Annotated in this window: 15 protein-coding genes and 4 tRNA genes; 4 read left to right on the top strand and 15 right to left on the bottom strand. The window is 68.0% G+C overall.

Annotation, left to right across the window (positions count from 1 at the left end; translation table 11 throughout):
• Positions 1–299 precede the first annotated feature (299 nt).
• Complete coding sequence (locus ACFWN2_RS45775) at positions 300–758, bottom strand: nitroreductase family deazaflavin-dependent oxidoreductase (protein ID WP_382437024.1); 459 nt, start codon at positions 756–758, stop codon at positions 300–302.
• Between the two features lie 10 nt (positions 759–768).
• Here ACFWN2_RS45775 and ACFWN2_RS45770 point away from each other — a divergent pair, with 10 nt between their 5' ends.
• The 4 genes from ACFWN2_RS45770 (at position 769) to ACFWN2_RS45755 (ending at position 5214) form a co-directional block, all read left to right on the top strand.
• Positions 769–1728, top strand: coding sequence for a lycopene cyclase family protein (locus ACFWN2_RS45770; protein WP_382437023.1), 960 nt, complete (start codon positions 769–771; stop codon positions 1726–1728).
• A 90-nt stretch (positions 1729–1818) separates the two neighbouring features.
• Positions 1819–3528 carry an EAL domain-containing protein gene (locus tag ACFWN2_RS45765; RefSeq protein ID WP_382437022.1) on the top strand — a complete coding sequence of 570 codons (1710 nt, stop codon included), beginning with the start codon at positions 1819–1821 and terminating at the stop codon, positions 3526–3528.
• 154 nt (positions 3529–3682) lie between these two features.
• Entirely contained in the window at positions 3683–4747 is a 1065-nt protein-coding gene (locus tag ACFWN2_RS45760) for a glutamate--cysteine ligase (protein ID WP_382437021.1), read from the top strand.
• Positions 4748–4803: 56 nt separating this feature from the next.
• Positions 4804–5214, top strand: a complete 411-nt coding sequence (locus ACFWN2_RS45755; protein WP_382437020.1) for a CBS domain-containing protein — start codon at positions 4804–4806, stop codon at positions 5212–5214.
• A gap of 111 nt (positions 5215–5325) precedes the next feature.
• Here ACFWN2_RS45755 and ACFWN2_RS45750 read toward each other — a convergent pair whose 3' ends face one another.
• The 14 genes from ACFWN2_RS45750 to ACFWN2_RS45685 form a co-directional block, all read right to left on the bottom strand.
• Positions 5326–6150, bottom strand: coding sequence for a DUF72 domain-containing protein (locus ACFWN2_RS45750; RefSeq protein WP_382437026.1), 825 nt, complete (start codon positions 6148–6150; stop codon positions 5326–5328).
• Between the two features lie 86 nt (positions 6151–6236).
• A tRNA-Ile gene (locus tag ACFWN2_RS45745) sits at positions 6237–6314 on the bottom strand.
• A gap of 96 nt (positions 6315–6410) precedes the next feature.
• Positions 6411–6483 (bottom strand) — tRNA-Leu (locus ACFWN2_RS45740).
• Position 6484: 1 nt separating this feature from the next.
• Positions 6485–6558: transfer RNA gene (locus tag ACFWN2_RS45735), tRNA-Leu, on the bottom strand.
• Between the two features lie 11 nt (positions 6559–6569).
• Positions 6570–6642, bottom strand: a tRNA-Gly gene (locus ACFWN2_RS45730).
• A 384-nt stretch (positions 6643–7026) separates the two neighbouring features.
• Complete coding sequence (locus ACFWN2_RS45725) at positions 7027–7620, bottom strand: hypothetical protein (RefSeq protein WP_382437019.1); 594 nt, start codon at positions 7618–7620, stop codon at positions 7027–7029.
• Positions 7621–7837: 217 nt separating this feature from the next.
• On the bottom strand, positions 7838–8224 hold the full coding sequence (locus ACFWN2_RS45720) for a metal-sulfur cluster assembly factor (protein ID WP_382437018.1): 387 nt from the start codon (positions 8222–8224) through the stop codon (positions 7838–7840).
• Positions 8221–8661 carry a Fe-S cluster assembly sulfur transfer protein SufU gene (sufU, locus tag ACFWN2_RS45715; RefSeq protein WP_382437017.1) on the bottom strand — a complete coding sequence of 147 codons (441 nt, stop codon included), beginning with the start codon at positions 8659–8661 and terminating at the stop codon, positions 8221–8223. Before sufU ends, ACFWN2_RS45720 begins: the two co-directional genes overlap by 4 nt.
• A 1-nt stretch (position 8662) precedes the next feature.
• Positions 8663–9940, bottom strand: a complete 1278-nt coding sequence (locus ACFWN2_RS45710) for a cysteine desulfurase (protein ID WP_382437016.1) — start codon at positions 9938–9940, stop codon at positions 8663–8665.
• Between the two features lie 26 nt (positions 9941–9966).
• On the bottom strand, positions 9967–10740 hold the full coding sequence (gene sufC / locus ACFWN2_RS45705; RefSeq protein WP_382437015.1) for a Fe-S cluster assembly ATPase SufC: 774 nt from the start codon (positions 10738–10740) through the stop codon (positions 9967–9969).
• A 31-nt stretch (positions 10741–10771) separates the two neighbouring features.
• Positions 10772–11086 (bottom strand): non-heme iron oxygenase ferredoxin subunit, encoded by a 315-nt coding sequence (locus tag ACFWN2_RS45700; protein ID WP_382437014.1) that lies wholly within the window; start codon positions 11084–11086, stop codon positions 10772–10774.
• Positions 11083–12240, bottom strand: coding sequence for a Fe-S cluster assembly protein SufD (gene sufD / locus ACFWN2_RS45695; RefSeq protein WP_382437013.1), 1158 nt, complete (start codon positions 12238–12240; stop codon positions 11083–11085). Before sufD ends, ACFWN2_RS45700 begins: the two co-directional genes overlap by 4 nt.
• Before the next feature lies 1 nt (position 12241).
• Entirely contained in the window at positions 12242–13696 is a 1455-nt protein-coding gene (sufB, locus tag ACFWN2_RS45690; RefSeq protein ID WP_382437012.1) for a Fe-S cluster assembly protein SufB, read from the bottom strand.
• Positions 13693–14364: a helix-turn-helix transcriptional regulator gene (locus ACFWN2_RS45685; RefSeq protein ID WP_382437011.1), complete on the bottom strand. Its 672-nt coding sequence runs from the start codon at positions 14362–14364 to the stop codon at positions 13693–13695. The genes sufB and ACFWN2_RS45685 overlap by 4 nt, the downstream gene beginning before the upstream one ends.
• Positions 14365–14573: the final 209 nt, after the last annotated feature.

Here is a 14573-nt window from a genome sequence, read left to right as displayed (position 1 = left end):
CTCAAAGGAACTACCTCGACGAGGAGGTAATTCATATATTACTGGCTGTGTTTCGGCACGCTGTTGAGTTCTCAAAGAACACGCGCTCACCGCAGTCACATCAGCTTTTCGCTGATTTACTTCCGGGGCTGTGTTTGAAGCTTATTTGGTGTTGCTCGCCGGTGTCAAATCGGCCTCTCAGAGGCTCTTTGTCTTCCGGCTTTGTGGTCAGGCCCGTTCCGGCTTGTTTCCCGGCCCGTGTCGCTCTGACTTGGAGAACATTACACGGGGCACTTTCGATCTCCAAATCGGGGGGTCCCCTAAGCGCCAGAACCACCGCTGACCTGCGCGTTCGTCACCGCGAAGACGGGATGGCCGTCTGCCTCCGCCTCGAACGCCGAGACCGCGTCGCCGACCTTCGCGTCGAAGAAAGGCCTAGTCACGGGCTCCTTGCGCACATATGCGGCCAGCACGGGCGCCGCGACGGCCGCGGAAACCTCGTTCAAATCGACTTGACGTGACCTGCGTCCCCTTCGCAGGACCGCCGAACCGGCCGCCCGTGCGTTGTGCACCCAGTCGCGAACGCCGTACGGCGCGACGAGCCACTCCTGGCCGTCGTGCTCCATCAGGCGAATGGGAATCGTCCGCTCCGCACCAGTGCGCCGGCCACGGATCGTCAGCAGCACGTAGTAGGAGGGTGCGATGCCGAGCGAAACGGCGCGACTGATGACGACGTTGCCGACACGGCGCACGAGGTGCTGACGGTAGGTCTTGGCCACGAGGTCAATCATGGACCTCGTGATGTTCGACGTGGTGGTGATCGGTGGAGGTCCGGCCGGACGGGCGCTCGCACGCGCCTGTGCGGGGGAAGGGCTGCGCACGGCGATAGTCGACCGGCATCCGGAACGCCCGTGGGCGGCGACCTACGGCGCGTGGGCCGACGAGCTCCCGCCTGACGTTCCGACGAAGTCCACGAGCACGACTGTTCGCGCGTACGTGCGCGAGGAGCACCCGATCCACCGCACCTACGTCGTCCTGGACAACGCACGTCTGCACGAACTGCCCGAAGCGGTCACCGTCCTCCCACGGCCAGAGCCGGCGCGGCACACCTTCAACGCCACGGGCGCACGCAAGGGCCGTGCCGAGCAAACAGCAGTAGGCACGGTCATCGAGTCGGACAGCACCGAGACCACGTTGATGGACTGGCGCGGCGACGGCGACACGTTCCTCTACACGGTCCCTCTGGGCGATAACCGCCTTCTGGTCGAGGAGACCTGTCTGGCACGCAGGCCCGGCATGCCTCTGAACGAACTACGCGATCGCCTGCACGCACGCCTCGACCCGAGCACCGAAGAAGAACGCGTCCGCTTCCCTCTCGACGCACCCCGCGCGAAAGGGGCGTTCGGCGCGGCGGCGGGCTTCATCCACCCCGCGACGGGTTACAGCGTCGCCAGCGCACTCCAGCTCGCCCCGCGGGTGGCCGAGGCGATCAAGGCGGGCAAGGACCCGGAGCGCGTCATCTGGTCGCCCAAGGCGCGGATCGTGCACGCGATGCGCAAGCACGGCCTCGAAGTCCTCCTACGGTTCGACGCCGAGGAGACGAAGGACTTCTTCGAGGTGTTCTTCGGGCTCGCCCCCGAGCTGCAGCGCGCCTACCTCTCCGGGCGTGAGGACCTCCGGGGCAACATCAAGGCGATGAACACCTTGTTCCGCGCCGCGCCTGCCCACCTCAGGTGGAAACTCTTCTAGCAAACTCCCAGCGTGAACGCCGTGTCACCGTCCGCAGCGCCGGCGTGGCATGTGGCCGCCAACATCGTGAACAGCTGGTGAACCCGCTTGGTGGCCGTCGTTCGCACCGGCACGATCGAGGGCGTGCCCGCATTGCTGGATGACGTCAGGTTCGCCTTCCAGCCGCTGTTCAACCTCAACACCGGGGGCGTCGTCGCGATCGAGGCTCTGGCCCGGCCGCACGACGGCAGCGTGCAGGATCTGCTCCAGGCCGCCTTCCGGGCCGGCCTGCTCGCGAACGCCGACATCGGACTCGCCTGCCGCGCCGTTCGTTCCGCGGCCGACTTCGAACTGATGCTGCCGCTGCACGTGAACCTGCTCGCGATCACGGTGGCGGACAAGCCCGAGATCATGAGCCCGCTCTACGGCGCGCTGAGGGACGCCGGCCGCTCGCCGGACAGCGTCGTGATCGAGATCGGCGAACCGTACTCGCGCGCCAACCGCGCACGCCTCGCCCGCGGCATGCAGACGTTGCGCAACAACGGCTTCCGCATCGCGCTCGACTGCGTGGGCGAGGGCGACGTCCCGCTCGGCCTGCTGACCAGCGCCTCACCGGACTACGTCAAGCTCGACCGCGAGATCGTCCGCACGCTGCCCGACGACGCCGCGCGGGGTGCGCTGGTGAAGTCGTTGGTGCACCTCGGCGAGTACACGGGCGGCCAGGTCGTGGCCGAGGGCGTGGAGACCGAGGCCGAGCTCACCTACCTGCGCAAGCTGGGGGTGGGGTACGCGCAGGGCAAGTTCCTCGCTCCCCCGCAGCGAAGACCGGCGGTGAACGCCCGCATCTCGCCGGAGGCGGTCACGGAGACCGGTGAGATCCGCCGGGCGAACACCGGTCCGCGGATCACCGCCTTCCTGCACCCCGCCACGGTGCTGCCCGAGCACGCCACGAGCGACGAGGTGCGCGAGGTGTTCGCCACCCAGCCGTCGATCACGGGTGTCGTGCTGCTCGACGACGAGGGGCGCCCGAAGTGGTCGGTGGACCGCAACCGGTTCCTGCTCGCGGTCACCGGGCCGTACGGGCACGCGCTGCACGCCAAGAGGGAAGCCGCACGGCTCGCGGACAAGCCTCACGTCATCGGCACCGAGTCGTCCGCGCTCGACCTGCTGGACGTGGTGGCGGGTGCGAACCGTGAGCGCACCAACGACGACCTCATCGTCGTGGACCACAACGAGCGGTGCATGGGCGTCGTGCGCGTGGCCGACGTCGTGCGCGGTGTCGCCGAGCTCAAGGTGGAGCAGGCGGCCGCGTTGAGCCCCCTCACCCGGCTGCCGGGCAGCGACGCCATCTCGGACGAGGTCGACCGGCGCATCGAGTCGGGCGAGATCTTCGCGATCTCGTGGCTGGACGTCGACGGCTTCAAGCTGGTCAACGACTCGGTCGGGTTCGCGGCGGGCGACGACCTGATCCGCGAGATCGGGCACGACCTGGCGGACCTCGCGCACGCGTTCCCCGGTGTGCAGGTCGGGCACGTCGGCGGTGACGACTTCCTCCTCCTCGCGGGCCTGGACGAAACGGTTCCGCTGAGTGCTCGTTTGCTCGACAAGCCGTACACGGCAGAGGGACGACACGTCACCGTCTCTCTTGCGACCCTTATCTGTGCTCCAGGATCAGTGGGGTCGTATCGAGAGGTGTCGCGGTTGCTGGCACCAGTGAAGGAGCACGCGAAGTCGCTCGGCGGGTCCAGCTGGGTCATGGGCCGGCCGGGCACTGAACGTCGCGACGTGCTGCGTGGTGTCGCGCAACGGGCGGTGAGCTGACAAGTACAACCGAACGCCTCCTGTGCGGCGCGCTGATCACTCATAGCATCGAGAGTGCTACTCAGTGCACAGGAGGTTCGGCGTGCAGGTCGGCAGCAGAACTCAATCGGTACCCGCGCAACGCAGGAGCATCGACGGCCTTCTCACCGTTGGTGTGGAAGAGGAATTCGTTCTCGTCGAAGCCTCCACGGGCCATTTGGCCAACCGTGCCAACGAAGTTCTCGCCGGTGCCGACCGGTACGAGGTCGACCTGCAGCCGGAAATCGCGCAATACCAGGTGGAATCGGCCAGCGGGGTGTGCACGGACATGGCCGTGCTGCGCGACCAGCTGGCCGTGGCGCGCAGGGCGTTGATCGAACGGGCGGCGCTGCACGACGCGAGGCTCGCCGCGACCGGGACGCCGGTGCTGGGCCTCACGATGCCCACGCCGTTGACGAACTCCCCGCGCTACCACCGGATGGCGCAGGAGATGGGCGCGCTCACCAACGACCTGGCGATCTGCGGCTGCCACGTGCACGTCGGGTTGCCCGACGACGAGTCGAAGATCTTCGTGAGCAACCACCTGCGGCCGTGGCTGCCGACGTTGCTGGCGCTGGGCGCGAACTCGCCGTACTGGCTCGACGGCGACACGGGGTACGCGAGCTGGCGGTACGTGGTCTGGAACCGTTGGCCCACTTCGGGTGCGCCGCCGCTGTTCGACTCCGCGGCCGAGTACTACGCGGCACGGGAGGAGATCGTCGCGAGCGGCGCGGCGATGGACGCCGGGATGCTCTACTGGGACGTGCGGCTCTCCGCCAACCACCCCACGCTCGAACTGCGGGTCTCCGACGTCGCGCCGACCGTCGAGGAGGCCGTGCTGATGGCCGCCCTGGTGCGCGGGATCGCCGCCACCGCACTGAGTTCCGGCACCACACCGCTCAAGCTCCCGCCGCACCTGCTGAAGGTGGCGATGTGGCGTGCCGCGCGCGACGGCCTGGAGGGCTTCGGCATCGACCCGGCGACCGGCGCGCCCACCCCCGCGTCGTCGATCGTGGCGTCGCTGCTGCGGTGGATCCGCCCGGCGCTGGAGTTCGCGGGCGACTACGAGATGGTCACCACCGGCATCGACCGGTTGCTGCTCGACGGCACGGGCGCGGTGCGGCAGCGCAGGGCGTTCGCGCGCCGCGGCAGGCTGGCCGACGTGGTGGCGTTCCTGGTGGCGCAGACGGCTCCGGTCTGATCTGCGGGGTGCCCGCGACGGGCGGATGCTGGGGCACAGGCCGGAAGGAGGAGCTTGTGACGACAGCGCGCGACATCATGCACCCCGGCGTGCAGTGCGTGGACGAGGACGCGAACCTCGTCGAGGCCGCCCGCCTGATGCGGGACCTCGACGTCGGTTCCCTGCCGATCTGCGGCGAGGACGACCGGTTGCACGGGATCATCACCGACCGCGACATCGTGATCAGGGCCGTGGCCGGCGGGCTCGACCTGACGACGACCAAGGCGAGCGAGTTCGGGTGCCACGTCCACTGGGTCGACGCCTCGGACTCGCTTTCCGAGGTGCTGCGGACCATGGAGGACAACCAGATCCGGCGGGTGCCGGTGATCGAGGACCACCGGCTGGTGGGGATGGTGTCGGAGGCGGATCTGGCGCGGCACCTGCCGGAGGACCGGCTGGCGTCGTTCGTGGAACGGGTCTACGCCTGAGGTGGCGCCGGCCGTCAGCAGGCCGCCTGCGAAGACGAGCAGGACACGCCCCCTTCGGCGAAGAGCAAGGCGCCGGCCGCGGAGAGTGCTCTGCTGCTGTGGTCCACGGGCTCAGAACAGGGTGGCGGGCTCGACCGGTTCCGGCTCGGGCAGTGGTTCGAGCTCGGGAACCAACGCGCGCACGTCGTCGTGGAAGCGGCGGGCCAGCGCGGGCGCGTCGTCGTTGTTGGGGGTGTGCATGAAGAACGTCGGCGAGAGGCCGTCGCGGAGCCAGCTCGCGACCACCTCGGTCCACGGCTGCCACCCCCGCACCGTCTCCTCGTCGGAGTCCCTGCCCAGGTAGCGGACGACCGGCCGATCGGTCAGCGCGCGCGTCCGCCGCGGCATCCTCGGCTTCTTCGCCCACGCCTCGGCTTCGCCCTCGCTGGTCGGCGGGCTCTGGAACAGGACCTCGGTGTCGAACGGCACCCACTCTGCGCGCGCGTCGTCGAGCGTCTCCTCCAGCAACGACACCGAGCGCGCGTCCGTGAAGAAGTCGAGGTGGCGCACCTCGACCGCGCGCCGGCGGTCGGCGGGCAGTCTGCGCAGGAACCGGCCGAGGGCGTCGACGTCGGACGGGCCGAACGACGCGGGCAGCTGCGTCCACAGCACGGCCCGCTCACCGAGGGGTTCGATCGCGTCGAGGAAAGCCCGCATCTCGCGTTCGACCCCGGCGAGCCGGCGTTCGTGCGTGACGACCTTCGGCACCTTCACCATGAACCGGAAACCGGGGTCGATCTGCTGCGCCCACATCTCCACGGTGCTGCGGGAAGGGGTCGCGTAGAAGGTGGTGTTGCCCTCGACCGCGTTGCACCAGCCCGCGTACGCCCGCAGACGGTCCTTCGGCGGCAAGGGCTGCGGCAGGAAACGGCCGGGCCACGCCTTGTGGGTCCACATCGCGCAGCCGACGTGAAGACGTGCCACTCCACCCACTCCCGTCGGTCGTGGGTCCAATCTACTTCACTGGTTCGCGTACGAACGTTTGGTCGTCCCGCCAGGAGTTGAACCTGGGACCTACCGCGTATCAGACGGACGCTCTCACCGGACTGAGCTACGGGACGTGAGTGGAAGACGAGGGTGTCGAACCCTCCAGGGCGATCTTGCAAGGATCACCTGCGCGCCGGCGCGTCCCCCGTTGTGCGTATGTAGTTGTGCAGTGCCGCGGGCAGGATTCGAACCTGCACTGGACGCGTTCTGAGCGCGTTGCCTCTTCCGTTGGGCTACCGGGGCGTGCGGATCCGGGGAGTCGAACCCCGACTGTCATGGCCCTCAACCATGTGCCTCTGCCAGTTGGGCTAGATCCACTTTCTAGGACGAGCGGTCGGAGGGCATCGAACCCTCTTCTTCGGTTTGGAAGACCGACGTGTCCGCCGAGTTCACCACGACCGCATTGTTTTCGGGCAGCACCGATGGAAGGAGTCGAACCCTCGGGAAACTGTTTTGGAGGCAGTTCCGCTTCCGAAGCTCACCGGCAGGACAAAAAGAAAACCGCCCAGGTTTCCCGTGGGCGGCTCCGAGGTCATGACCTGGGGATCAGGTCATGGCGTGGAGCCCCACGCCACCGCCAGCAGACCGCCGGCGATGAGGGCGAGAATTCGCCATCCCGCGAGCTGTGCGTTGGCAAGCATGTCTTCCTCCGGTTGATCTCTGTCGTTGGTGATGGGATCAAGCTATGCGACCGGCGGACGGGGTCGCAACGCATTTAAATCGAGTTCCAGATAGTGGATGTGACGGAGGAACCACCCTTTCGGGCGGTCCCTCCGCGTCAGAGCGTCACAGGATGGTGGCTGTCGCCGCCTCCAGTCGGAGCGACTGGCCGGTCGTGCCCGCCATCCTCGTCTGGCCGGGCCCGACGCAACCGGAGACGCCCCACCCGTAGTCCTGGCCGTGCGCCCGATTGCAGGTGGTGCGGGTGGTGTGGCCGAACCTGAACGCCTCCATCCTCAGGAACTGGCCGGTCGTGCCGATCGCGAACTCACGCCCGTCGTACTCGCACCGCAGGCCCTGCCACCCGTAGTCCTGACCGTGCGCCTCGGCGCACGTGGCGCCGCCGGTGTTGGCACCCACGATCAGGATGGCTTCGAGGCGCCGGAACTGGCCCGTGGTCCCTGCCCACGCCCAGTCCCCGTCGTTGCAGTCCACGGCTTGCCAGCCGTAGTCCTGGATGTGCCCGGTGAAGCACACGATGGGACCCGCGTCGGCGGCGAAGACCGGGAAGGTGGGGCGGGTGCGCCACGCTTCGGCGCTGATGCCGGGCGGTGGCTTCTCGGTGTCCGCGTTCGCGGGTGCGACCAGCACCCCGGCGAACGCGAGAACGGTCGTGAGGTAGATGGCGACACGTCTGACGAGCGTCGTCTTCGGCTGCATGATGCGTCTGTCCCCCAGGTGTGGTGAAGGCGTGGAGGACGCGCGACAACAGGCCTTCGCAGAACGAAGGCCAGAACCGGAAGCCCCCCAGGCCGACTGGCACCACCCACCATTCCAGGCGTGTATGAGGCCGTCACTCGCGCTTTCGGACCAACCGCTTGCACAACGCGAAACGGCGCGCATCCCGCAGGACGCGCGCCGTTCGAACGAACCTAGGTCAGACGGTGAAGCCCAGCGCGCGCAGCTGCTCGCGGCCGTCGTCGGTGATCTTCTCCGGGCCCCACGGCGGCATCCACACCCAGTTGATGCGGAAGTCCGCCACGAGGCCTCCGCCCGTGCCACCGGTGAGGGCGGCGCGGGTCTGGTCCTCGATGACGTCGGTCAGCGGGCAGGCCGCGGACGTGAGCGTCATGTCGATGGTGGCGACGTTCTTCTCGTCGACGTGGATGTCGTAGACCAGGCCGAGGTCGACGACGTTGATGCCGAGCTCCGGGTCCACGACGTCGCGCATCGCCTCTTCGAGGTCGTCGAGCGCGGCGACATCAGCCTTGGGCTCGAAGACCGGCATGCCTTCGGCTCCCCGGACTACTTCTTCGGTGCTCATGCTGCTCCCTGGCTTCGTGCTACTGCGTCTTTGAAGGCCATCCAGCCCAGCAGCGCGCACTTCACGCGCGCCGGGTACTTCGAGACGCCGGCGAAGGCGATGCCGTCTTCGAGGACGTCCTCGTCGGGCTCGATCTGGCCGCGGCTCTGCATCAGCTCGACGAACGCGTCCATCTTCTTGAACGCCTCGCCCACGGGCTTGCCCACGACGAGGTCGGTCAGCACCGACGTCGACGCCTGGCTGATCGAGCAGCCCTGACCGTCGTAGGAGACGTCCGAGACGACCTCGCCGTCGAGCTTCACGCGCAACGTGACCTCGTCGCCGCAGGTCGGGTTGACCTGGAACGACTCCGCGTCGAACGGGTCGCGCAGGCCACGGCCGTGCGGGTTCTTGTAGTGGTCCAGGATGATCTCCTGGTACATCTGCTGGAGCTGCATCTCAGGCCACCCCGAAGAACTTCTGCGCCTCGCGGACGCCGTCGACCAGTGCGTCGACCTCGTCCATCGTGTTGTACAGGTAGAACGTCGCGCGCACCGACGACTGGGCGTTCAGGCAGCGGTGCAGCGGCCACGCGCAGTGGTGGCCGACGCGCACGGCGATGCCCAGGCTGTCGAGCACCTGGCCGGCGTCGTGCGGGTGGACGCCCTCGATCTCGAACGGCACGGCGCCGCCGCGGTTCACCGCGTCGGCCGGGCCGATCAGCCGGACGCCCTTGACGGACGACAGACCCTCAAGCGCCGCAACGGTCAGCGCGTGCTCGTGGGCGTTGATCCGCTCCATGCCCACGACGCTGAGGTAGTCCACCGCCGCGCCCAGACCGACGGCCTGGGACGTCATCGGCGAACCGGCCTCGAAGCGCTGCGGCGGCGGGGCGAACGTCGAGCCCTCCATCTTCACCAGCTCGATCATCGAACCGCCGGTGATGAAGGGGGGCAACGCCTCCAGCAGCTCACGCCGTCCGTAGAGGACACCGATGCCGGACGGGCCGAGCATCTTGTGGCCGGAGAACGACGCGAAGTCCACGCCCAGCTTCCGGAAGTTCACCGGGCTGTGCGGAACGGACTGGCACGCGTCCAGCACGGTCAGCGCGCCGACCTTCTGCGCCGCCGCGACGAGCACGTCGACCGGGTTGATCACGCCGGTCACGTTCGACTGGTGCGTGAACGCCACGACCTTGGCGCGCGCGGTGATCACGCTGTCCACATCGGACAGGTCGAGACGGCCGTCGGGGTTCAGCTTGAACCACTTCAGCGTCGCGCCGGTCCGGGAAGCGAGCTGCTGCCACGGAACGAGGTTCGCGTGGTGCTCCATCTCGGTCACGACGATCTCGTCGCCGGGACCGATCCGGAACCGCTCGGCCTCGGGACCCGAGGTCGCCGCGTTGCCCATCGCGTACGCCACGAGGTTGAAGCCCTCGGTGGCGTTCTTGGTGAACACCAGCTCGCCGAAGTCGGCGCCGACGAAGTCCGCGATGCGCTGACGCGCACCCTCGTACGCGTCGGTCGCTTCCTCTGCCAGCTGGTGGGCACCCCGGTGGACCGCCGCGTTGGCGGTCTGCAGGAATGCCTTCTCCGCGTCCAGAACCTGCGTCGGGCGTTGCGAGGTGGCGCCGGAGTCCAGGTAGACCAGGCGCTTCCCGTCACGAACGGTGCGAGACAGGATCGGGAAGTCCGCCCTGAGGGCGGTTACGTCCAGTGGTGCTGCGGTGGTGGTCACAGCGCCTCCTCTCAACACCTGCAACGTTAGGAAAGGGCTGCGGCTTCCGTCTTGCCGGTGTACTTCACGTAACCCTCGGACTCGAGCTGGTCGGCGAGCTCGCGGCCGCCCGACTCGACGATCCGGCCGTTCGCGAAGACGTGCACGAAGTCCGGCTCGATGTACTTGAGGATCCGGGTGTAGTGCGTGATCAGCATGACGCCGACCTCACCGGAGGCCTTGTAGCGGTTGACCCCCTCGGACACGACGCGCAGCGCGTCGACGTCGAGGCCGGAGTCGGTCTCGTCGAGGATCGCGACCTTCGGCGCGAGCAGGCCCAGCTGCAGGATCTCGTGGCGCTTCTTCTCACCGCCGGAGAAGCCCTCGTTCACCGAGCGCTCGGCGAAGGCCGGGTCGATGTCGAGCTCGGCCATCGCACCCTTGACCTCCTTCACCCAGTGGCGGAGGTTCGGGGCCTCGCCGCGGACGGCGGTGGCGGCGGTGCGCAGGAAGTTCGACATCGAGACGCCGGGGACCTCGACCGGGTACTGCATGGCGAGGAACAGGCCGGCGCGGGCGCGCTCGTCGACGGACATCTCGAGGACGTCCTCACCGTCGAGCGTGACGGTGCCCGAGGTGATCGTGTACTTCGGGTGCCCGGCGATCGCGTAGGACAGCGTGGACTTGCCGGAGCCGTTGGGGCCCATGATGGCGTGCGTCTCGCCGGCCTTGATCGTCAGGTCGACGCCCTTGAGGATCTCCTTGGGAGCGTCCTCGCTGACGACCGAGACGTGCAGGTCCTTGATCTCAAGGGTGGCCATGACTGCTGAATCTCCTGGTGGTCTAGCTAAGTCAGTTCGTGGTGACGGTGACGTCGACGAACACGTCGCCGTCACGGATGTCGACGGCGTAGACGTCGACCGGTTCGCTGGCGGGCGGCGACGAGGGCTTGCCGGTCTCCAGGTCGAAGCACGACCCGTGCAACCAGCACTCGATCCCCTTGCGGGAGACCTCGCCCTCGCTCAGCGACACCGCGGCGTGCGAGCACAGATCCGCGAGCGCGTGCACCCGCTCGCCCTCGCGCACCAGGACGACGTCCACGTCGTCCACGGTGGCCGCGAAGGGCTTGCGGTCGTCCAAAGAGGACAGTGCACACACCTTGATCACGCGCCGACCGCCTCGAGCTCTGCCTCGATGGCGGCCTCGAGGCGCTCGCGCACCTCGGGAACGTGGATCTTCGCGATCAGCTCCTGGAAGAAGCCGCGCACGACGAGACGCCGTGCCTGGTCCTCCGGGATGCCGCGCGCCTGCAGGTAGAACAGCTGCTCGTCGTCGAACCGGCCGGTGGCGCTGGCGTGGCCCGCACCCTCGATCTCGCCGGTCTCGATCTCCAGGTTCGGCACCGAGTCGGCACGCGCGCCGTCGGTCAGGATCAGGTTCCGGTTCAGCTCGAACGTCTCGGTGCCCTCGGCCGCGACGCGGATGAGCACGTCACCGATCCACACCGCGTGCGCGCCCTCGCCCTGCAGCGCGCCCTTGTAGACGACGTTGCTGCGGCAGTTGGCCTGCCCGTGGTCGATGAACGGCCGGTGCTCCTGGTGCTGGCCCGCGTCCGCGAAGTACAGACCGAACAGCTCCGCGTCACCACCGCGACCCGCGTACTGCACGACCGGCGTCACGCGCACGACGTCGCCGCCGAGCGTGACCACGGTGTGCTTGATGGTCGCGTCGCGGCCGAGCTTCACGTGGTGCTGCGAGACGTGCACGGCGTCGTCGGCCCAGTCGTGGATGGCGATCACCGTGAGGTGCGCGCCGTCCGCGACGAGGAACTCGACGTTGTCCGCGTACGCGCCGGAGCCGCGGAAGTCCAGGATCACGGTGCCCTCGGCGAACTGCGAGGCCTTGATCTGGATGTGGCCGTAGGCGACCTGGGAAGCACCGGCACCCGTGACCGTGACGGTCGTGGGCTCGGACTTCGCGTCACCGGGCAGCGTCACGATCGTCGCCTGCGAGAACGACGAGTACGCCTGCGCGGCGATGCGGTCGCCGGGGACGCCGGCCTTGCCGAGGCGGTCGTCGTCACGACCGACCGTCTCGACGGTGACACCGGCGGCGGCGTTCACCTCGACGGCAGCGGAACCCGTTGCCGCAGCGCCGGAGTGCAGACCGGCAAGACGCTTGAGAGGCGTGAAGCGCCAGATCTCCTCACGGCCGCCCGGGACCTCGAACGCGTCCACGTCGTACGACGTGAAGTGCTCTGCGCGCGAGGCCACGGGAACGACAGCTCCGTGGGAGTGAGGTTGAGTCGACAGGGCGGCCATGTCAGCCGACGGCCCCTTCCATCTGCAGTTCGATCAGGCGGTTCAGTTCGAGGGCGTACTCCATGGGGAGCTCGCGCGCGATGGGCTCGACGAACCCGCGCACGATCATCGCCATGGCCTCGTCCTCGTTGAGGCCGCGCGACATCAGGTAGAACAGCTGGTCCTCGGAGACCTTCGAGACCGTGGCCTCGTGGCCCATCGCGACGTCGTCCTCGCGGACGTCGACGTACGGGTAGGTGTCCGAGCGGCTGATGGTGTCGACCAGCAGCGCGTCGCACTTCACCGTGGACTTCGAGTGGTGCGCCCGCTTGTTGACCTGGACCAGGCCGCGGTACGACGTGCGGCCACCGCCGCGCGCCACCGACTTCGACACGATGGTCGAGGAGGTGTGCGGGGCCATGTGGACCATCTTGGCGCCGGCGTCCTGGTGCTGGCCCTCGCCCGCGAACGCGATCGAGAGGACCTCGCCCTTGGCGTGCTCGCCCATGAGGAACACGGCCGGGTACTTCATGGTCACCTTGGAGCCGATGTTGCCGTCGACCCACTCCATGGTCGCGCCCTCTTCGGCCTTGGCGCGCTTGGTGACCAGGTTGTAGACGTTGTTCGACCAGTTCTGGATCGTCGTGTAGCGGCAGCGGCCGCCCTTCTTCACGATGATCTCGACGACGGCCGAGTGCAGCGAGTCCGAGGAGTAGATCGGCGCCGTGCAGCCCTCGACGTAGTGCACGTAGGCACCCTCGTCGACGATGATCAGCGTGCGCTCGAACTGGCCCATGTTCTCGGTGTTGATCCGGAAGTAGGCCTGCAGCGGGATGTCCACGTGCACGCCCTTCGGCACGTAGATGAACGAGCCGCCGGACCACGTCGCGGAGTTCAGCGCGGAGAACTTGTTGTCACCCGCGGGGATGACGGAACCGAAGTACTCCTTGAAGAGCTCCGGGTAGTCACGCAGGCCCGAGTCGGTGTCGACGAAGATGACACCCTGCTGCTCCAGGTCCTCGCGGATCTGGTGGTAGACGACCTCGGACTCGTACTGGGCGGCGACACCCGCGACGAGGCGCTGCTTCTCCGCCTCCGGGATGCCCAGGCGGTCGTAGGTGTTCTTGATGTCCTCGGGCAGGTCCTCCCACGAGGTGGCCTGCTTCTCCGTGGACCGCACGAAGTACTTGATCGAGTCGAAGTCGATCCCAGAGAGGTCAGCGCCCCAGTTCGGCATCGGCTTGAGGTCGAAGAGCTTGAGCGCCTTCAACCGGTACTCGAGCATCCACTCGGGCTCGCTCTTCTTCGCCGAGATGTCGCGGACGACGTCCTCGTTGATTCCTCGGCGGGCGCTCGCGCCGGCAGTGTCCGAGTCGGCCCAGCCGAACTCGTAGTTGCCGAGAGACGCAATCGTCTCTTCCTGCGTGAGCGGAGACTGCACCGTGGTGGGCGTGCGCTGCTCGGCAGCGGCAGTCATGCGGGCTCCCCTCCATCATCTGGGATCCGTGAAGTGTTCGGGATGTGCGTCGTGCACACGGCGTGGCCGCGGGCGATCGTCGCGAGGCGCTGCACGTGGGTACCGAGGAGGTTCGCGAACGTCTCCGTCTCGGTCTCGCACAGCTGGGGGAACTCGGCTGCGACGTGGGCGACGGGGCAGTGGTGCTGGCACAACTGCTCGCCCACCCCGACGTTGCGAGCCGATGAAGCGTAACCCTCCCTGGTCAACGCGGCTGCGAGGGCCTTAGCCCGTTCGGAGGGCGTGACCTGGGCCACGATCGCCGAACGATGCCGGTCCACCAGCGCGTCGACACGACTCTGCGCAAACGCGCGCACAGCCTCTTCCCCACCCGTCTGGGCGAGGAACCTGATGGCGGCGACCGCGAGGTCGTCGTAGGCGTGGCCGAACCGGGCGCGTCCGGCGTCAGTCAGGAGGAACAGCTTCGCGGGACGGCCACGGCCACGTTGGGTCTGCCGCGGTGCGTCCCTGGTGATCGCCTCGCCGTCCGCGAGCAGCGCGTCTATGTGACGACGCACGGCCGTGGGGCTGATGCCCAGTTCCTCCGCGACGGCTGCCGCGGTGACCGGGCCCTGCTCCAGCAGGAGCCTGGCTACGGCACGCCGAGTCTTGCCGTCGTGCTGGTGCACGGCGTCAAGGTGGGTCTCGGCGTTTTTCACAACACCAGTGTTGCGTATTTCGCCGGAGGTCGCAAAGATCGCGGTCACAGGGTGACCTGACTCACGGCTGAGTCGGACCAGTGCGGTGGTCGCGGCCCCTTGCCCCGTCCTGTGCCGCGCAGACGGGTGCATCGTGGTGTCGGCCCCACGCCCCCATATCGGGTCATATGGGGGCGTGC

This window comes from Lentzea sp. NPDC058436 (genome assembly GCF_042721515.1).
Taxonomy (GTDB): domain Bacteria; phylum Actinomycetota; class Actinomycetes; order Mycobacteriales; family Pseudonocardiaceae; genus Lentzea.
The sequence above is the reverse complement of the archived record's forward strand: the minus strand, read 5'-3'. Positions and strand labels throughout refer to the sequence as shown.

Excerpts from the sequence above, each read along its gene's own strand:
- sufB (WP_382437012.1), bottom strand. The coding sequence starts at position 13,696 with ATGACTGCCGCTGCCGAGCAGCGCACGCCCACCACGGTGCAGTCTCCG.
- sufC (WP_382437015.1), bottom strand. The coding sequence starts at position 10,740 with ATGGCCACCCTTGAGATCAAGGACCTGCACGTCTCGGTCGTCAGCGAG.
- ACFWN2_RS45750 (WP_382437026.1), bottom strand. The coding sequence starts at position 6,150 with ATGTGGACCCACAAGGCGTGGCCCGGCCGTTTCCTGCCGCAGCCCTTG.
- ACFWN2_RS45725 (WP_382437019.1), bottom strand. The coding sequence starts at position 7,620 with ATGCAGCCGAAGACGACGCTCGTCAGACGTGTCGCCATCTACCTCACG.
- ACFWN2_RS45720 (WP_382437018.1), bottom strand. The coding sequence starts at position 8,224 with ATGAGCACCGAAGAAGTAGTCCGGGGAGCCGAAGGCATGCCGGTCTTC.
- ACFWN2_RS45770 (WP_382437023.1), top strand. The coding sequence starts at position 769 with ATGGACCTCGTGATGTTCGACGTGGTGGTGATCGGTGGAGGTCCGGCC.
- sufD (WP_382437013.1), bottom strand. The coding sequence starts at position 12,240 with ATGGCCGCCCTGTCGACTCAACCTCACTCCCACGGAGCTGTCGTTCCC.
- sufU (WP_382437017.1), bottom strand. The coding sequence starts at position 8,661 with ATGCAGCTCCAGCAGATGTACCAGGAGATCATCCTGGACCACTACAAG.